The 18,272-nt window shown below is 50.6% G+C and carries 16 protein-coding genes; 9 read left to right on the top strand and 7 right to left on the bottom strand.

Translation table 11 applies throughout. The features are described from left to right. Positions 1–1,014 precede the first annotated feature (1,014 nt). From C8N40_RS18425 to tsaD, 5 genes are all read right to left on the bottom strand, one after another. Positions 1,015–1,518 (bottom strand): HNH endonuclease, encoded by a 504-nt coding sequence (locus C8N40_RS18425; protein ID WP_108213287.1) that lies wholly within the window; start codon positions 1,516–1,518, stop codon positions 1,015–1,017. A gap of 83 nt (positions 1,519–1,601) precedes the next feature. Continuing rightward, positions 1,602–2,378 carry a C40 family peptidase gene (locus C8N40_RS18420; protein ID WP_245905184.1) on the bottom strand — a complete coding sequence of 259 codons (777 nt, stop codon included), beginning with the start codon at positions 2,376–2,378 and terminating at the stop codon, positions 1,602–1,604. Positions 2,379–2,556: 178 nt separating this feature from the next. Next, positions 2,557–3,024, bottom strand: a complete 468-nt coding sequence (gene smpB / locus C8N40_RS18415) for an SsrA-binding protein SmpB (RefSeq protein WP_108213285.1) — start codon at positions 3,022–3,024, stop codon at positions 2,557–2,559. Then, entirely contained in the window at positions 3,025–3,411 is a 387-nt protein-coding gene (locus C8N40_RS18410; protein WP_108213284.1) for a thioesterase family protein, read from the bottom strand. It abuts the gene before it with no gap. A gap of 121 nt (positions 3,412–3,532) precedes the next feature. After that, entirely contained in the window at positions 3,533–4,540 is a 1,008-nt protein-coding gene (gene tsaD, locus C8N40_RS18405; RefSeq protein WP_211318144.1) for a tRNA (adenosine(37)-N6)-threonylcarbamoyltransferase complex transferase subunit TsaD, read from the bottom strand. 131 nt (positions 4,541–4,671) lie between these two features. Here tsaD and C8N40_RS18400 point away from each other — a divergent pair, with 131 nt between their 5' ends. The 9 genes from C8N40_RS18400 (at position 4,672) to C8N40_RS18355 (ending at position 16,111) form a co-directional block, all read left to right on the top strand. After that, positions 4,672–9,087 (top strand): translocation/assembly module TamB domain-containing protein, encoded by a 4,416-nt coding sequence (locus tag C8N40_RS18400; protein ID WP_146173596.1) that lies wholly within the window; start codon positions 4,672–4,674, stop codon positions 9,085–9,087. A gap of 88 nt (positions 9,088–9,175) precedes the next feature. Then, a complete protein-coding gene (locus C8N40_RS18395; protein ID WP_108213466.1) occupies positions 9,176–10,072 on the top strand; it encodes a cell division protein FtsX in 897 nt (298 codons plus the stop codon). A gap of 4 nt (positions 10,073–10,076) precedes the next feature. After that, positions 10,077–10,295, top strand: a complete 219-nt coding sequence (locus tag C8N40_RS18390) for a DUF3098 domain-containing protein (RefSeq protein WP_092098585.1) — start codon at positions 10,077–10,079, stop codon at positions 10,293–10,295. Continuing rightward, on the top strand, positions 10,296–11,129 hold the full coding sequence (locus C8N40_RS18385; protein WP_108213282.1) for an undecaprenyl-diphosphate phosphatase: 834 nt from the start codon (positions 10,296–10,298) through the stop codon (positions 11,127–11,129). It abuts the gene before it with no gap. Between the two features lie 3 nt (positions 11,130–11,132). Continuing rightward, positions 11,133–11,831 carry a tRNA pseudouridine(55) synthase TruB gene (truB, locus tag C8N40_RS18380; protein ID WP_108213281.1) on the top strand — a complete coding sequence of 233 codons (699 nt, stop codon included), beginning with the start codon at positions 11,133–11,135 and terminating at the stop codon, positions 11,829–11,831. Then, a complete protein-coding gene (locus C8N40_RS18375; protein ID WP_108213280.1) occupies positions 11,815–12,747 on the top strand; it encodes a bifunctional riboflavin kinase/FAD synthetase in 933 nt (310 codons plus the stop codon). The genes truB and C8N40_RS18375 overlap by 17 nt, the downstream gene beginning before the upstream one ends. 277 nt (positions 12,748–13,024) lie before the next feature. Continuing rightward, positions 13,025–13,723: a CoA transferase subunit A gene (locus C8N40_RS18365; RefSeq protein ID WP_108213278.1), complete on the top strand. Its 699-nt coding sequence runs from the start codon at positions 13,025–13,027 to the stop codon at positions 13,721–13,723. Positions 13,724–13,734: 11 nt separating this feature from the next. Further along, positions 13,735–14,391, top strand: a complete 657-nt coding sequence (locus tag C8N40_RS18360) for a CoA transferase subunit B (protein WP_108213277.1) — start codon at positions 13,735–13,737, stop codon at positions 14,389–14,391. Positions 14,392–14,554: 163 nt separating this feature from the next. Continuing rightward, positions 14,555–16,111, top strand: a complete 1,557-nt coding sequence (locus C8N40_RS18355) for a bifunctional GNAT family N-acetyltransferase/carbon-nitrogen hydrolase family protein (protein ID WP_108213276.1) — start codon at positions 14,555–14,557, stop codon at positions 16,109–16,111. Between the two features lie 70 nt (positions 16,112–16,181). On the opposite strand, the gene C8N40_RS18350 is transcribed toward C8N40_RS18355, so the two are convergent. Then, positions 16,182–17,090, bottom strand: a complete 909-nt coding sequence (locus tag C8N40_RS18350; RefSeq protein WP_108213275.1) for a YveK family protein — start codon at positions 17,088–17,090, stop codon at positions 16,182–16,184. Positions 17,091–17,334: 244 nt separating this feature from the next. Then, positions 17,335–18,066, bottom strand: a complete 732-nt coding sequence (locus C8N40_RS18345; RefSeq protein ID WP_108213274.1) for a glycosyltransferase family 2 protein — start codon at positions 18,064–18,066, stop codon at positions 17,335–17,337. Positions 18,067–18,272: the final 206 nt, after the last annotated feature.

The raw sequence follows: 18,272 nt of genomic DNA, 5'->3' as shown, positions 1-18,272 counted from the left end.
ATACTTGGGCTATACTGTATACTTGCTGCTGTGTGCTTTTATATCTCAGCTATACTTTATACTTTATTTTCTGACGCAAGTCTTCGGGCCTTTGTACTACTCCCGGTGCCGCGAGTTTGCAACTCGTGCCTAACTACGGTGTCGGGTTTGCAACCCGGCTGGCTCAAAGAGCCATACCTATACTTTAGCTATACTTTATACTTCAGCTTATACTTTATAGTTCTGCAATACTTCTATACTTGGCGATTTATACTTCAGCTTATACTTGCCTAGCCGCTGCTTCCTTCCGCTTGAACCAAGCTATCCTTATTAGCTGCCGTTCATCCTCTAGTTCCCACCAACCTATCGTTGCATCTCTGGCTTTCTGCCCTCCCAGGCCGGGAGGCCTCGCCTTCGGGCATCGCGCGGTGTACATTTCCTTTGCTGCCCTTCGGTCGCAATGCCCTTGACGGGCACCAGAAATCCACAAGGCGCTCAACCCAAAGGCTGGGATAATATCGATAGCTGCTGCTGACGGAGCTTCAGCCGAAGTCCCCCTTCGAAGGGGGTAGGGGGATGTTATTCGGCTGCAGATGATTCTCCTCTTGTGGACTGGCTAAAAGGAGAGTTTTGAGCCAGCGGGCGCAGCTCTGGGGGTGGATTTATACTTTGTAGGGACAGGTCGCGACCTGTCCGCGCGAGAACAGCAACTATAGCACTTATACCTCAACCGAAGTAATAACAGGCTCCCCTCCTTGGCTAAGGAGGGGCTAGGGGTGGTTGGACCCGGTAGAGTAAGTATAAACTACTCTGATGTAGTTAAAAGGGTAATCTGAAAGTCAATCTAAAGCCTGTACCCGCCAGCTTAAAAGTATAAATTCAGAGCTGAATTATGCTTCCAGCGCCTGAAATGCCTGCAGCTATACTTTCCAATTAAGTACTTTAAACAAATCCTATAATTACAAGTGTAGTACAGACTGAATATTAACCTTATACATATCGTTAACTAATTACATTAGCAACCATATAATACAGTTAACAGGCCGCTCCCAGGTAGGTTTCCCAGTCGTGCTTATCGGGGCTGAGGTGCTGCTGCAGGAAGGTACGCAGCGAGGGACGGGTGGGCTTGCGGAGCAACTTCAGACCAGCCTCTTCCGGTGTGCGGTCGCCCTTGCGGGAGTTGCAGCGGGAGCAGGCTGTTACCAGGTTCTGCCACTTGGTCTCCCCTCCCCTGGAGCGCGGCAGCAGGTGGTCCAGCGTCAGGTGTTTGGATGAGCCGCAGTACTGGCAGGTAAAGTTATCGCGCCGCATGACGTTATGGCGGTTCAGGGCTATGCCAAAGTAGGGTACCCGAACGTAGCGCTGCAGCCGGATGATGGAAGGAACAGGATAGGCTACCGTTACAGTATGAAGAAAATCCCCATCTGATTTGGTGATTACCTCCGCCTTGCACAGGAAAACCAGCAAAAAGGCCCGCTGCACCGAGCATACAGCTATGGCGCTGTAGTCTTGGTTAAGGATGAGTACTTTGTCTTTCATAACCGATTTCTGCTTTTTCGCCCACTCTTTTACGGATTTCGCCGGAAACCTGTAACACGAGGCGCAAAGAAATTGGCTGCGAATTAGAAATGAATACGTTTGATGATGCGCAGGTTATGAGAGTAGCGCTTGCGGTCTGCGTTGTAGATACCGTTATGGTCGAGGGTGTCGATCCGCACTTCACCATGCGCGTGCATGATCTGCTGCCCCTCCAGCACCAGCCCCACGTGCGTAATACGGCCCTCCGGGTTTGAAAAATAGGCCAAATCTCCGGACTGTGCCTGGGTTACAAAGTGCACCTCTTCACCGTGGCTCACCTGCTGGTAGGCATCGCGGGGCAGTTTGTAGCCGCAAATACCAAACACCAGCTGCGTAAATCCCGAGCAATCAATCCCGAAAACAGACTTGCCCCCCCACAGGTAGGGGGCTTTCAGAAAACTGTTTGCCACTTTAATAAGCTGTGCGGGCGTAGCTGTCGCAGAAGGGTTGGAAGCCCTGCCTGTATACTGGTAACGCTCCTCGCCAATCCGTATGCTCATCCCGTCAAAGAAAGGCAGGTAGCAGCCAATGCCCACCGGTATGCGCACGTCCGCATTGCTCACCATCTGCACCAGGTCGAGGGCACGGGGGTGGCGGGTGTTGCACCACTCTTTGTAATAGTCCGAGGATACAGGGGTATGTTGCTTCACATCAATCCAGCCACGGTAGTCGTCGGCGGCCAGTTGCAGTTGCAGCCAGTTACCCTCGCGGGCAACCACCTCATAGCACTCCCCAAAAGTTAGTTGCGTTACAATTTCAGCTTTGTCAGATGTCTCGGTGCGCATGGGCACCACACTCAGCATACCTATTCCGTAGTCCACTTTTACTTAATTATGAATGAGTGAATGAGTGATTGGGTGAATTTTAAATGAGCAAATGAATGATTGGGGAAGTGTGTGAAAGTATAGCGGAAGTATAAACCTATACTTTTTGCCTAAATAAACTTCAGAATAAATATACATCTATTCAAACAAACACTCAATCACTCATTCAAAATTCCTAATAACCGCTGCGCTCCATGTCGCGTTTTACGTCTTTGGCTTTGATGTCTTCGCGCTTGTCGTACAGCTTCTTACCACGGGCCAGCGCAACCTCTACTTTAGCGAAGCCACGGTCGTTTATGTAGACGCGTGTCGGGATGATGGTTACCCCCTGCTCCTCGGCTCCGCGCTCCAATTTGCGAAGCTCGTTCTTGTTGAGCAGTAGCTTGCGGGCGCGCATCGGCTCGTGATTGTAGTGGGTACCCTCGGTATAGGTGGAGATGTGCACGTTGTGCAGCCACAGCTCGCCGCGGGTAAACACGCAATAGCCATCCTGCATGTTCACCTTGCCCTCTCGTATCGATTTAATCTCGGTACCCATCAGCATGATGCCGGCGGTATACTTGTCGAGAAACTGGTACTCGAAGGAGGCTTTTCGGTTAACGATGTTAACGTGCTTCTTTATTCTGTCTTTTTCTTTCGCCATTTATACTTGCTTCGGCGCTAAAATTTTCGCCAGTTTTTCTTTTTTCAAAATTTTCTGACCGGTTTTCCCATCGGCCACCAGTCTGTCCCCCACTTTTGCCGTGTAGCTGCAGACCACCTCGTTGCCTTCATACTTTTCGAGCGTGGCCACAATCACCACTTCCTCCCCCTCAAAAGCAGGCGCTTTATGATTGATAATTAAGCGTGTACCTATCCCCTCTTCATCTTCTGCTTTCAGCTCCAGCACAAACAGGCGCCCTGCCCACTCTGCAGCCTGCGCCAGCGAAAAGGTAGAACAAATCGCGTGCACCAGGCCATCCTCAAAACGGGCAAAGTCTGCCGCTGTTACATGCTTCACATACGTTCGGGTATCACCTGGCTGTATCATCGTTATTCGTTGTTCGTTATTAGTTGTTGGAATCAGGATTTACAGGATTAAAGGATTAACAGGACGCTCCCCTACTTCGCATCACTATACTTATATTTTCCGATAATCGAATAACGAATAACTAAAACTTAAGCCTTGGATCCGGGCTCACGTACTGGGTGGCGAAGTCGCCTTTAAGGTACTGGTAATGAGCCGCCATGGCAATCATGCCTGCATTGTCGGTGCAGTACTGAAACGCGGGGATATACACATTCCAGTTATGCTTGGCCGCATACTCCTGCAGCGTTTTACGCAAGCCCGAATTAGCCGAGACCCCTCCGGCAATGGCAATCTCTCGTATGCCCAAGTCCCTGGAAGCCTGCTTCAGTTTCTTGAGCAAGGTTTTAATCAGCGTTTGCTGCACACTGGCACAAATATCCACCAGGTTGTCCTGCACAAAATCAGGGTTCTCTTTCGTTTTATCTCTTAGAAAGTATAAAACCGAGGTTTTGATGCCGCTGAACGAGAAGTTATACTCGGGCATATTGCCCACCGGAAACTCAAAAGCGTTCGGGTTTCCCTGTGCCGCCATTTTGTCGAGCATCGGTCCGCCCGGGTATGGCAGGCCCAGCATCTTGGCAGTCTTGTCGAAGGCTTCACCCACGGCATCGTCGGTGGTTTGCCCGATGATTTCCATGTCCAGGTGGTCTTTTACAAGCACAATCTGGGTATGACCACCACTTACGGTCAGGCAAAGGAACGGAAACTGCGGTTTGGGATCGTCGATAAAGTGGGCCAGAATGTGCGCCTGCATGTGGTTTACCTCGATTAGGGGAATACCCAAACCCAGCGCAAACGACTTGGCAAAGGAGCAACCCACGAGCAGTGCCCCTAAAAGCCCTGGTCCGCGCGTGAAGGCAACTGCATTTAGCTCACTTTTTGCTACATTTGCCGTAAGCAAGGCCTGAGAAACCACCGGTATAATGTTCTGCTGATGGGCTCTGGAAGCCAGCTCAGGAACCACACCGCCATACTGCTCGTGCACGGCCTGTGTGTTTACGATATTCGACAACACCTTGCCCCCACGGATAACCGCGGCCGAGGTCTCGTCGCAGGAAGATTCTATCGCTAGTATTGTAGGTTCTATCATCTTTGGAAAAAGAACAGTCAATAAATTACTTCAAAGTTATAGGAAAAGCTATTCTAAAAATAGTTTTGGGGCTGTTCCTGTTCCTTTTCCTGGTTTTTGCGGCAGTTTTCGTCGCTATACGGCTCCCCGGCGTGCAAACCCGAGTGGCCAAGGAAGTGGCGGCCTACCTCTCCAAGGCCACCAAGCACGAAGTAAGCGTGGGCCGTATAGACATCGAGTTCTTCAGTAAGGTGGTGCTGGAGCAGCTGCAGGTAAAGGACAACCACCAGCAGGAGCTTTTCTACGTGGGCCGTGCCGTGGCCGTTATCGATGCCTTTTCCATCTTCAGCCCAAACAACCTGAGTATAGGCACCCTGGAACTACAGGAGCCGCGGGCCAACCTGGTAAAGTATGAGGGAGCAGATTCGCTCAACCTTAGCGCCTTTATTAGTGCCATGCAGGAGCTGTTTGTAAAAGACACCACCAAAGTATCCAAACCCTTTAATTTCGAGCTCAGCGAGCTGATTATCCGAAACGGCAGTTTCACTTACGACGACTTCAATTTTCCCCGTGCTGCGTATGGCATGGACTATCGCCACCTGGCCATCACTAACCTGAATGGCAGGTTTGATGAGATACAGCTGGAGGACACGCTAAAAGTCCGGGTAACCGGCCTACAGGCAGTGGAGAAGAACACCGGCACCAACCTGCACAACCTTGACACGCGCATGACCTACGCCTCCACCTTTTGGGAGTGGGATGCGCTGGATTTGCGGGTAAACGAGAGCAACCTTCAGAACCACGTTCGTTTCGACTACAGCGCGTTCGGCAACTTCTCGGCGTTTATAGACAGCGTGCGGATGACGGCCGATTTGGAGAACAGCAAAGTATACGCCCAGGACATTGCGGTCTTTGCGCCCCAATTGAAAGACTATCATGAGGTGCTACAGGTAAACTCACTGAATTTAAGGGGCTACGTCAGGGATTTTGCTGCTACGGACGTGGATCTGAAGTATGGCCGCAACACGCATATTATTGGCAGCATCAATGCTGACGGACTACCCAACTTTAAGGAAACATTTGCCAACCTTCGTCTCAAGCCCTCCACCATCAGCGCCGAGGACCTGAAGCAGTTTCTGCCGCAGGAGGCTTATCAGATGGCCTCGCGCCTGGGCACCGTGCGGCTGGAGGGGCGCTTCCTGGGCTTCTACAACGACTTTGTGGCCAACGGGGAGTTCGGCACAGCCCTGGGCAACCTGCGCTCCGACATCAACCTGAAAATCGATGACGCTACCCGTACCCCCTCTTACAGCGGCTTTGTCACCACCAACGGCTTTAACCTAGGCCGCTTGCTGGCCGCAGAAGACCAGATAAGCACCATCTCCATGAGCGGCCGCCTGCAGGGCTCCGGCTTTACCCTGAAAACCGCCAATGTGAAGGCCAATGTAGACATCAGGCAAATACAGCTCCTGGGCTACAACTACCAAAACATCAAGGCCGATGGCGTGCTGCAGCAACAGGTATTCACAGGAGATGTCTCCATCAACGACCCCAACCTGATGTTTACGGCCAGCGGAAAAGTGAACCTTGCTGAGCAACAGAAGGCCTTTAACATGGTGGCGGACCTGGAGCGCGTGAACCTGCAGGCACTGCAACTGACGCAGGAGCCTTTTCTGATCAGCGCCCAAGCTAACCTGAACTTTAAAGGACTAAGATTAGACGACTTTGAAGGTACCGCCCGCCTGGACAGCGCCTCCGTCCGCTACAACGGCAATAGCCTTTCCCTGGACTCTATATTCGTATCCTCCGAGATAAGTGCGGGGCAGCGCTCCCTTGATTTATACTCTAACCTGCTGGACTTAAAAGTAAACGGCAACTTTGATTATACGACCTTAATCGAGGACCTGAAAACCCTGGTGCAGGAGTATAAGCTTAACTTTGAGAGCAACGATGCAGCCACCGCCGCCTACTATAGCCGCAAACCGCGGAGCAACGTCAGCGAGTATGCGGTAAACTATAGCCTGAACCTGAAGAGGGCCAATCCCATACTAGATCTGTTCCTTCCCGCGCTAACCCTCTCCGACAGCTCTCAGGTAGAGGGCTCTTTCCGCCACGATGCGACCGCCATACTTGAACTCTATGCCGCCATCGATACGATTGTGTTTGACAGGTATACGTTCTATGGCAACAACATCGAGCTGAACACTTCTAAAATGCTGGATAACCCGGACGTGCTGGCGGCGGCACTCTTCACTTCTGAGCAGCAGGAAATTCCGGGCGCAGGGGCCACACAGAATTTCTTTGTGGAAGGCATCTGGAGCGAGCGCACCATACAGTTTGCCACCAGCCTGCGCCAGCCACAGCAGCAGAACCGCGCCCTTATCACCGGCGACCTTAATTTCCTCCAGAACCAGATTCAGATCGTTTTTGACCAGTCGGACATCACGCTGCAGCAGAACGTCTGGGCTTTTGTGCCCGGCAACACAATTTACATCGCTGAGGCCGGTAAAAAGCTGATGTTCGAGAATTTTGCCCTCACCAACCAAAACCAGGTCATCAGCGCCAACGGCGAGCTGTCGCGCAACCCGGACAGCCGTCTGGTGCTGAACATAGAGAACTTTAAGCTGGGAAACCTGAACCCGCTCCTGCCCATGAAACTGGCCGGCGTGGTATCGGCTGAACTTACGGCGGAGGACTTCTACGGTAAGGGCGCTATTAATGCAGCCATGCAGGTCGATTCTTTCTTCCTGGACAATGTGTTTATTGGCGATATGGTGGGCAGCACCGACTGGACACGCGCCAAGCAAAGGGCCTCGGTGGACGTGGGCATACAGCGCAACGCCAAAAAGGTGCTATCGCTCACAGGCTTCTATAACCCGCAGGTGGAGGAAGACCAGCTCGATCTGCTGGCCGTGCTTGACCAGGCAAACCTGAAGCTGGTAGAACCCGTGCTGACCGGCCTCTTCTCCAACCTGAACGGCGACATGGAGGGCCGCATCCGCATCCTCGGCAACCTTAACTCCCCGGTGCTGAAGGGCTCGGTGATGGTTACAGGCGGGCAGTTTACGTTCAATTACCTCAACACCACCTACCGCTTCTCCGACCGCATCTACTTCGGCCCCAACAGCATCAGCTTCCGAAACGCGCAGCTGCAGGACCTGTTCGGCAACAAAGCCACGATTACCGGGGGTATTGCCCACGACGGGTTCCGGAATATGGTGATAGACATGGACGCGCGCTACCGCAACTTTATGGTACTCAATACCACCGAGGCCCAGAACGAGCTTTTCTACGGAACCGCGTTTGCCACCGGCTCGGCCAGCGTGCTTGGCCCCACCACCAACCTGCAGGTACGCGTCAATGCCCGCAGCGACGCCAACACCCGCATCGTGCTGCCACTTGACTACCAGACCGATGTGTCCAGGAAAGACTTTATCCGCTTTGTGAACAATAACCCTGAAGCAGGCACCGGCGTGGAGGTAGAGGCCGAAACCCGCAACGTGGACCTGTCCGGCATCAACCTGGACTTCAACCTGGATGTAACCGACAACGCATACTTTGAGATCATCATTGACCGCACCACTGGGGACGTGATCCGGGGCTCGGGCAACGGCGACATTCACATGACCATCGACACGCGCGGCGACTTTAACATGTACGGCACCTTTGAAATTACCCAGGGGGCTTATAACCTCAACCTACTCGAAGGCCTGCTCACGCGCGAATTCCGGGTAGTGCCGGGCGGCACCATCACCTGGAACGGTGACCCGACTGCCGGCGTGATGGATCTTCGCGCCAATTATACCCAGATGGCATCTTTCAGCCAACTTGTACCAAACGAGGTTACGGGGCGCTATCCAGTGATCGCCCAGATAGACCTGCGCGGCCCGTTGCTCACCCCGCAGATTCAACTGGGTCTCAGCTTTGAACAGCTTCCACAGGATGTGCAGACGACTTTATACCCTCTCATCAACTCCATCAAGAGCGATGAGAGTGAACTGAACCGCCAGGTGTTTAGCTTACTGGTATTGCAGCGCCTCTCCCCGCAAGGTACCCTGGCCTTTGATGGCGGCGTGGGGGCTGGCGCTGTGGGGGGAAGTTTGGGAAGCCTCCTCTCCGGACAGCTGAACAACTTTTTCAACAACCTCGACACGAACCTGGAAGTAGACATAGGCTTGGGCAGTTTGGGAGCGGATGCTTTGGCGGCCCTACAGGTGCGCCTGAGTTATACTTTCTTCCAGGGCCGCTTGCGCGTGACCAGCGAAACCGGCTTCGGGAGCACACGCACTGATAACGCGAGGTCTTCAGGAACCTACGTGGGCGACTGGATGCTAGACTACTACATATCACAGACCGGTGAGTTGCGGGCGCGCCTGGAGTATAACTCCACTCCCAATTTCTTTACAGGACGCATTACCCAGAGCCAAAGTATAAGCCTGCTGCACACCAAACGCTTTGATAACCTGCGCGACCTGTTCCGCAGCGAGAAGAGAGCCAGGCGACAGCAACGCCTGGAGATGGAGCGCGACCGGATTATACTGGACTCTGACCCCCGGCTGGAACTATAGTATGAGATAGGCTTAATTTTAGCCGCTTTGTGCCCTACGCTGCACATTTGTGAAATATATTTCTAATTTTGTGTGCAAGGCTACAGCTATGGCAACAAAAGTAAAGCACATTAAAAAGAAGAAACTGGGTAACTACCCGCACCTGATGGTGGTGTTCAGCATTACGCTGGCGCTTTTTGTGATTGGGGTATTCGGGTTGCTGCTCATCCACGCAGAGAAGCTGTCTCAACGGGTAAAGGAAAGTATAGAAATGCAGGTATACCTGGACCGCGACCTGACGGAGGTGCAGCGGGTGAGGTTGCAGAAAGCCTTTGCTGCCAAAGAATACATCGCCTTCCAGAACGACACGGCGCAGGTGCGCTACATCTCCAAGGAAGAAGGTGCCAAGGCGTTCCTGGACGAAACCGGCGAAGACTTCATGGCCTTTCTGGGCGATAACCCCCTGCGCGACGCATACGTGCTTCGCATCGATGCCAACCACTCCAGTTCCGCCATGCTTAAAAGTATAAAATCAGACCTGGAGGAAATTGAGGGTGTGTATGAGGTGCAGTACGTGGAGAGCCTTATCGAGTCCATTAACCAGAACATCCGCAAGCTCAGCATCATATTGCTGGGTTTTGCCGCCATACTTGTGCTGGTGGTTATTATCCTGATAAACAACACCATCAAGCTGGCGCTATACTCGCAGCGTTTCCTGATACGCAGCATGCAATTGGTTGGGGCCACCTCGTTCTTTATACAGCGCCCCTTCCTGAAGCGGGCAGCCTGGCAAGGCATGGCAAGCGGCATTCTGGCTTCTGTGCTTATCTTTGGCCTGATGCACTACGCGTATAATGAGATCACCGAACTGCAGCTGCTCCGCAACGACGAGCAAACCTACATCCTGATGGGCGCAATGGTGATATTGGGCATGATCATCGGGTTTATGAGCTCTTACCGCGCGGTGCGCAAGTACCTGGGTATGTCTTTAGACGAACTATACTAATATAATGGAGGATAAGAAAAACAACCTCGCCTTTGGCAAGAAGAACTATGTGCTGATGCTGGCGGGCATCGCCGTTCTGGCACTCGGTTTCTTTATCATGACCCTGGACAAGGAGCAGTATGGCCTCGGTTTCCTGGGCATCACGCTGGGCCCGCTGGTGGTGCTGGCCGGTTTCGCTATTGAATTTTTCGCCATTATGGCAAAGGATAAAACCAAAGAATAAATGAGTGTTTGGCAGGCTATTATTTTAGCCATCGTTGAAGGACTGACCGAGTTCTTACCTATTTCCTCTACAGGACACATGATTATCGCCTCGAGCCTGATGGGCATTAACGAGTTGCCGATAACGAAAATTTTTACCGTAAACATACAGTTCGGAGCAATCCTATCGGTTGTGGTGCTTTACTGGCGCCGTTTCCTGCAGAGCACGGATTTTTACTTTAAGCTGCTGATCGCCTTTATTCCGGCGGCCTTGCTGGGCTTTCTCTTCAATGACATCATCGACAGTATGCTGGAGAGCGTGCTGATAACAGCCGTGATGCTGCTACTGGGGGGCGTGGTGCTGCTGTTTGTAGACAAGTGGTTCCGCCACTCTGTAAGCGAGAAGGTTACCTACAAAAATGCCTTTTTCATTGGCCTGGCACAATGCCTGGCCATGATTCCGGGTGTTTCCAGGTCGGCAGCCTCTATTGTGGGTGGCCTGGCCCAGGGCGTGGACAGAAAAACGGCGGCGGAGTTCTCCTTTTTCCTGGCCGTGCCCACCATGCTGGCGGCAGGCACCTACAAACTTCTGACCGACCTGCTGGGACTGGAAATCTCTGACCTTTTGAGCTTTGACCTCGTTAAGATACAGAACAGCGCCAAAGTTATCACCTCAGACGACCTGCAGCTCCTGCTGGTGGGTAATTTTGTAGCCTTTATCGTGGCCATGATCGCCATCAGGTTCTTTATCAGCTTCCTGACCAAGTATGGCTTCAAGCTTTTTGGCTACTACAGAATTGCTCTGGGGATGGTCCTGCTGGCTTTGTTAGCCATGGGCGTGGATTTAAGAGTATAAACTATGCAATACGACTTTGCCGCCGGCGAAATACTGCTCATTAACAAACCACTCGGCTGGACCTCGTTCGATGTGGTAAAAAAGGTGCGGAATACCATCCGTGAGAAGAAGGTAGGGCATGCCGGCACACTGGACCCCCTCGCTACGGGCCTGCTTATTCTTTGCACCGGCAAGTTCACCAAGCGCATCGACGAAATCCAGGGACAGGAGAAAGAATACACGGGTGTCATCCGCCTTGGGGAAACAACCCCCTCCTACGACCGGGAAACTGAGGTAATGGAGACGCGCGCGATTGACCACCTGACCGAAGAAAGTATAAAGGAGGCTGCCAAAACTTTTGTTGGTACTATAGAGCAGGTGCCGCCCATTTATTCTGCCGTACAGATAGACGGAAAGCGTGCCTATACTCTGGCCCGCAAAGGAAAAGACGTGGAACTGAAGTCGCGCACGGTAACGATACAAGCCTTCGACATCACAAGTATAAATGGACCGGAGGTGGAGTTCAGGGTAGTTTGCAGCAAGGGCACCTACATCCGCAGCCTGGCACACGACCTGGGCCAGAAATTAGGTGTGGGCGCCCACCTTTCCAAGCTCGAGCGCACCCGCATCGGGGAGTATAAACTCGAGGACGCCCTGACCATTGAAGACATCGTAGCGATAAGAAAAAAGCAGCTGGAGGAAACGGATGGAAGTAATTCGTAGCATTGCTGATTTCCCGCTTTTGAGCCACGCTGTTGTAACCAGCGGCACTTTTGACGGTGTGCACGTGGGCCACCAGAAAATTCTGCGCAGGGTAATGGAGCGTGCCCGCCAGAGCAACGGGCAGAGCGTGGTAATTACCTTCTGGCCGCATCCGCGCCTGGTGCTTTTCCCGGAGGACAATAAACTTCGGCTGCTCTCTACTATTGAAGAGCGCATCGATCAACTCCGCAGCTTCGGCATCGACTACCTGCTCATCATCCCCTTTACAAAAGAGTTCTCCCGCACCTCCTCCCGCAGTTTTATCACCGACATTCTGGTACGCGCCATCAATACCAAGGTACTGGTCATCGGCTACGACCATCGCTTCGGCAAGAACCGCGAAGGCAGCTTTGAGCACCTGAAGGCCCGCTCGGAGCAATACGGATTTGAGGTAGAGGAAATTCCGAGGCAGGATGTGGACGACGTGGGCGTTAGCTCCACCAAGATCAGAAAAGCACTCGAAGTCGGTGACATCGAGACGGCCAACAGCTATCTTGGCCGTCCGTACAGCCTGACCTCTGTGGTGGAGCAAGGCGATAAAATCGGCCGCACCATCGGCTTTCCAACCGCTAACCTGGCGCTCCCCCCTACCCACAAGCTCATACCCGGAAACGGCGTGTATGCCGTGTGGGCCAATGTAGAGGGCGAGCGTTACCCGGCCATGATGAACATTGGCCTGAGGCCCACCGTGGATGGCAGGAAGTTGAGACTGGAGGTACACCTGCTTGAATTTGAGGGCGACTTGTACGGTAAAGAGATGACGGTGCATTTTATAGAACAGCTGCGCAAGGAGCGCAAGTTTGATAGCCTTGACTCCTTAAAGCAACAGCTAGAGCAGGACAAACAGGCTACGGCACATGTGTTGGACTTCAGGTAAAACCCGGAGGTAGGACAGTTATTGAGAGCGGCTATACAGATGGCCGCTTTTTTTATGCTTGCTTATTTAAAACGCCCGGAAGATTCGGCAGCTGCGAAGCCGCTTGCACAGAATAACGCAGACCGGTATAGTCTAAGCGCCAGTTCGAAAAATTGCTCTATAAATAGAGCCATCCCTCCCGAAAAGTATAACCTAATCAGACAAAAAACGAAAAGTATATTTAGGTATTAACTTTTTTATATATAAATTAAAGCTGGGATGAAAACTACGAAAGACTATGATCAACAAGACTGTTAAAAACGCACAGGAGGCACTGCAAGGCGTTCAGGACGGCATGACCTTGATGCTCGGCGGCTTTGGGCTTTGCGGCATACCTGAAAATGCCATTCGGGAGCTGCTGCGACTGGGTGTTAAAGAACTCACCTGTATTTCCAATAACGCGGGGGTAGACGACTTTGGCATCGGCCTGCTGCTGCAGCGGCGACAGGTAAGAAAAATGATAGCAAGTTATGTAGGCGAGAACGCGGAGTTTGAGCGGCAGCTGCTTACCGGTGAACTGGAGGTGGAGTTGATTCCGCAGGGAACGCTTGCAGAACGGATACGAGCCGGCGGAGCCGGTATCCCGGCTTTTTTTACCCCTGCCGGCTTCGGTACCGAGGTTGGCGAAGGCAAGGAAAGCCGCGAGTTCAATGGCAAAATGTATTTGATGGAAGAATGGCTGAAAGCTGATTTCTCCTTTGTGAAAGCCTGGAAGGGCGACACTGCCGGAAACCTCATCTTTAAAGGAACTGCCCGCAACTTTAATCCCATGATGGCCACTGCCGGTAAGATCACGGTGGCAGAGGTAGAGGAGCTTGTGCCGGCCGGTGAACTCGACCCGAACATGATCCACACTCCCGGCATCTTTGTGCAGCGCATCTTCCAGGGCGAAGGGTATGAGAAACGAATAGAACAGCGTACTGTAAGAACAGCTTAACCCCGACTAACATGGCATTAGATAAACACGGCATAGCGAAGCGAATAGCAAAGGAACTCAGGAACGGCATGTATGTAAACCTGGGCATCGGCATCCCTACTCTCGTAGCCAACTATATACCACAGGGTATAGAGGTGGTGCTGCAGTCGGAGAACGGGTTGCTGGGCATGGGGCCCTTCCCCACCGAAGACCAGGTGGACCCGGATCTGATCAACGCCGGCAAACAAACGATAACCACGCTGCCAGGCTCCTCCATATTCAGCTCTGCTGATAGCTTCGGCATGATCCGGGGGGAGCACGTGGACCTGACCATCCTGGGCGCCATGGAAGTGTCCGAGACCGGCGATATCGCTAACTGGAAAATACCAGGCAAAATGGTGAAAGGCATGGGCGGCGCGATGGATTTGGTAGCCTCGGCAAAAAACATCATCGTAGCCATGCAGCATACGGCCCGCGACGGCTCCTCCAAACTGCTGAAGAAATGCTCCCTGCCCATCACGGGCCTGAGCTGCGTGAAAAAAATCGTGACCGACCTGGCTGTGCTCGAAGTAGTGGATGGCGGCTTTAAGCTACTGGAGCGGGCGCCCGGCGTAACCGTAGACGAAATCAAGGCAGCGACAGAGGGCAATCTGATTATTGAAGGAGATATCCCGGAGATAGAAGTATAAACTGCCCCCATCGAACGATCTAAAGCAGAGAAGCGCAGCCATAAACTGCGCTTCTCTGTTTATTTTTGTATCCTTATACTTTTATTCCTCCATGGAGCTGTCATATCAAAAGTATAACAAGCATACGTATATAGCTACAAGTATAAATAAGAAGTAAGATAGAATGAGCGAAAGAGAAGAGTTAAGCTTTGAACATAGGTTGCTGCTGCGCCAGCTGGAGCTGAAGGATTACAAGGAGGTAAAAGAGATTATGGAGATTGTGTACTCCAGCATCGACGGTGCCTGGACGCGTAAAGAATTCTCTAACCTGCTGAAGAAGTTTCCGGAAGGGCAAATATGCATTGAAGACAATGGCAAAGTAGTGGCTGCTGCCTTAAGTATCATAGTAGATTACGATGAGTATGGCGACAAGCACACCTACGATCAGATCATAGACAAGGGCTCTTTTAAGACCCACGACCCCGAGGGTGACACGCTTTATGGCATTGACGTGTTTGTGCACCCGGATTACCGTAACCTGCGCCTCGGACGCCGTTTGTATGATGCCCGCAAAGAGATCTGCGAGAAGCTGAACTTACGTGGCATTATTGCCGGCGGTCGTATTCCTGGCTATAAAGACTACGCCAATAAACTTACGCCCGCCAAGTACATTGAGATGGTGCGCAACAAGGAGCTTTCTGACCCGGTACTCTCCTTCCAACTCAGCAACGATTTTCACGTGCGCCGCATCCTGAAAGGCTACCTCCCTGATGATAAGGACTCCCGGGCCTATGCCACCCTGCTGGAATGGATTAACGTGTACTATGAGGAGCAGGAAAAGAACAAACTCATCGGCGGGAAGAAGACGGTTGTGCGCATCGGCATTGTGCAGTGGCAGATGCGGGCCATTAAGGATATTGATGATTTTATGCAGCAGGTGGAGTTCTTTGTGGATACGGTTAGTTCCTACAAGTCAGACATCGTGATGTTCCCGGAGTTCTTCAACGCGCCCCTCATGGCCCTCTCTAACGAGGACACTCCCTCTGAGGCTATCCGAAGTATGGCAGAGTATACCGAGGAAATTCGTGAGCGCATGATTCACCTGGCGCTGTCCTACAACATCAACATCATCGCGGGCAGTATGCCGGAGTATTACGACAACAAGCTCTACAATGTAAGCTACCTCTGTCGCCGCGACGGCACCTACGACTCACAGTATAAGCTACACGTCACGCCCGATGAGTCGCATTACTGGGGTATGCGCGGCGGCCACAAGCTCAAGATTTTCGACACCGATATCGGCAAAATCGGCATCCTTATCTGCTACGATGTGGAGTTCCCGGAGCTGGCCCGCATGCTGTCGGACATGGACATGAAAATCCTGTTTGTGCCCTTCTGGACCGATACCAAAAACGCCTACCTGCGTGTACGCCTCTGCGCCCAGGCCCGTGCCATCGAAAACGAGTGCTACGTGGCAATTACAGGCAGTGTCGGCAACCTGCCGAAAGTGGAGAACATGGACATCCAGTACTCCCAATCCGCAGTCTTCTCCCCTTCCGACTTCGCTTTCCCGCACGACGCGGTGGTGGCTGAAGCCACCCCAAACACGGAGATGACCTTGATTGCCGACCTGGACTTGGACTTGCTCAAAGACCTGAACACAGCCGGCAGCGTCCGCAACCTGAAAGACCGCCGCAGGGATCTGTATAACCTGAGTTGGGTGATGCGGAAGGATGAGTAGGATAGAAGTAAAAAGCCGCTGCTAAATTACTAGCAGCGGCTTTCGTATTTTAGTCGAAGAAGAGTTAGTTTCACGGCTCTCTCCTTCTCCTGCTTTCCAGGATCAATGCTATAGAAATGCTTATTAAGAATGCAATCAGCCCACCTATGAGTAGATATTTTAACAAATTGGGGCCAGTTGGTCTCAGACGAGGAGTAAAACCATTCACAATTTGAATGTTATCGAGCTGTTCGAGGTCTCCCTCAAGCTCCACCTGCTTCTGGTACATGCTTATACTTTCACGGAAAAGGTTAGCTGGATCCAAGGGCTGACCGTAAACAAAACCATTAACTGGCCCCCGAGGAGACACCACGGCCTTTTTCACACTATCCATTGCTGTAATATCTTCCTTGAGTTTGCTAATCATACGTTCCACCTCCCTTTGCTTAATAAGCTTTTGTTTAAAGAAATACCTGTTGCTCTCTAAATAATTAGCTATAGCAGGCTCCAAAGAATTAAAATAAACCGGATTATACAGAGTAAGCTGTATCTCGAATGGAGAACCCGTTAAAACGCTATCTTCAGCAATAATATCCTGATCTAGATTGGAGAATGCCATCTCTTTGATCTGTCGAGCTGTCTCACTGGAAATATCAAGCTCTTCCGCTACTGCTTGGTAGTTATCTTCTTGAATCATGATAGATAGCCTTTGCAACTGATTTTCCACAAACTGATTCCGAATCTCAGCCAGAACCAATGTCATGGAAGAAGAATAATAAGGCTTGGTTGATCGTACAACAAGATAACTGACTCCAAGGCCAACAAGTGTAAAGAGGATAATTAGGAGATATCTATTTCGTACCGATTGTATTAAAAAGCGGAATTTCCGATGTATAGCACCAAAGCCTTTCCCAATTTTATCTAACAAATAACGAAGGTCAAGCTCATCGTGCTGATAAAGATTTTTACCCTCCTGTTCTTGCTTAAGTTTATTATACATCTGCAGTGGTTTTCCTCAAAGATAAATATTTAGATGCCTCTTTAAAATAAAGGTTTTATAAAGCCAACCTCTTCTATCAGTTCAGCAAAGGGACTCATAGAGGAAAAAGTTAACGCCGCTAGTTTCATTTTTTTATGCACTCATAAGTAGCATTACCTAATGAAAATCGCATTTGAGGTTATCTTTTTATGGTAATTCACGAGAATTGGAGACTGTTTTCTGGAGCTACATCTTTATTTTAAACTTACTTATACAACTTATAAGTATCAACAAAGCTCTTTAGACCAGCCTTGGAATATTTTTCAATTTCTCGTTCTATATGACCAAATTCTTTTGCATAATAAGGTCCACATGCATGAAAGCATATTGCCTCCTTAATCAATCCTGACTTCAAGCCTAGCTTATGATAGAATAGCTTTGAAATGAGACCGTCCTCTCCCCTCTTCATGTTTAGATTAGTAAAATTGAATCTCAAGCTAATTTTACTGAAATCTTTTTTTCTAAAGCATGAACACCATCCCCCAGTAGGGCCTTTCTCTACAACCTTATTCTCCCTTATTTCTTCTACATAAGCCTCAGGTCCAGGTTTCGCACCGTTTGTAAACTCATTCTGAACCACATTCAACGCTAAGAAACCATAATCAGGAAATACATGCATATAATCCATAAATATCTTATCCAACCCTCTTGGAAAGGCAAGAACGTCATCATCGACTATAACAACATACTCGCCATTTGCTGCTTTAAACAGTTTTTTGTAAGCATTTAAACCCTGGTTGGTCTCACTCCTGATTATTCTCACATGTGCATTTTCTGTATATTTTTTTAATACAATGTCTGTAGCATCAGTTGATCCATTGTCCATTACTATAACTTCACAACTCGCTAAATCTTCAATATTATTTAGGAGTTCCTGCAAACATTTCTCTAAGAATTTATAGCGATTCCAGGTAAGAATAACAAAGCTGATTTTCATGAAAAGGATTTAATGGTTAGCAAATGTACAGGATTTACTAATTGTTTGAAAGAGTCTACTCTCGCTAGTTAACTTGAAGTTGAATTCTCTAAAATAGGGCTTTGTTTTTACTAGAAGCTATCTCAAAAATAGGAATTAGGTTTTAGATTCTCTTGTTAGTTGCTCATGGAGCTAACCAATGAGCAGTGGGAAAGGATACAGGATCT

This window comes from Pontibacter mucosus (genome assembly GCF_003054055.1).
GTDB lineage: Bacteria > Bacteroidota > Bacteroidia > Cytophagales > Hymenobacteraceae > Pontibacter > Pontibacter mucosus.
The sequence above is the reverse complement of the archived record's forward strand: the minus strand, read 5'-3'. Positions and strand labels throughout refer to the sequence as shown.

Excerpts from the sequence above, each read along its gene's own strand:
- C8N40_RS18425 (WP_108213287.1), bottom strand. The coding sequence starts at position 1,518 with ATGAAAGACAAAGTACTCATCCTTAACCAAGACTACAGCGCCATAGCT.
- smpB (WP_108213285.1), bottom strand. The coding sequence starts at position 3,024 with ATGGCGAAAGAAAAAGACAGAATAAAGAAGCACGTTAACATCGTTAAC.
- C8N40_RS18410 (WP_108213284.1), bottom strand. The coding sequence starts at position 3,411 with ATGATACAGCCAGGTGATACCCGAACGTATGTGAAGCATGTAACAGCG.
- tsaD (WP_211318144.1), bottom strand. The coding sequence starts at position 4,540 with ATGATAGAACCTACAATACTAGCGATAGAATCTTCCTGCGACGAGACC.
- C8N40_RS18395 (WP_108213466.1), top strand. The coding sequence starts at position 9,176 with ATGGCAACAAAAGTAAAGCACATTAAAAAGAAGAAACTGGGTAACTAC.
- C8N40_RS18390 (WP_092098585.1), top strand. The coding sequence starts at position 10,077 with ATGGAGGATAAGAAAAACAACCTCGCCTTTGGCAAGAAGAACTATGTG.
- C8N40_RS18385 (WP_108213282.1), top strand. The coding sequence starts at position 10,296 with ATGAGTGTTTGGCAGGCTATTATTTTAGCCATCGTTGAAGGACTGACC.
- truB (WP_108213281.1), top strand. The coding sequence starts at position 11,133 with ATGCAATACGACTTTGCCGCCGGCGAAATACTGCTCATTAACAAACCA.
- C8N40_RS18375 (WP_108213280.1), top strand. The coding sequence starts at position 11,815 with ATGGAAGTAATTCGTAGCATTGCTGATTTCCCGCTTTTGAGCCACGCT.
- C8N40_RS18365 (WP_108213278.1), top strand. The coding sequence starts at position 13,025 with ATGATCAACAAGACTGTTAAAAACGCACAGGAGGCACTGCAAGGCGTT.
- C8N40_RS18360 (WP_108213277.1), top strand. The coding sequence starts at position 13,735 with ATGGCATTAGATAAACACGGCATAGCGAAGCGAATAGCAAAGGAACTC.
- C8N40_RS18355 (WP_108213276.1), top strand. The coding sequence starts at position 14,555 with ATGAGCGAAAGAGAAGAGTTAAGCTTTGAACATAGGTTGCTGCTGCGC.
- C8N40_RS18350 (WP_108213275.1), bottom strand. The coding sequence starts at position 17,090 with ATGTATAATAAACTTAAGCAAGAACAGGAGGGTAAAAATCTTTATCAG.
- C8N40_RS18345 (WP_108213274.1), bottom strand. The coding sequence starts at position 18,066 with ATGAAAATCAGCTTTGTTATTCTTACCTGGAATCGCTATAAATTCTTA.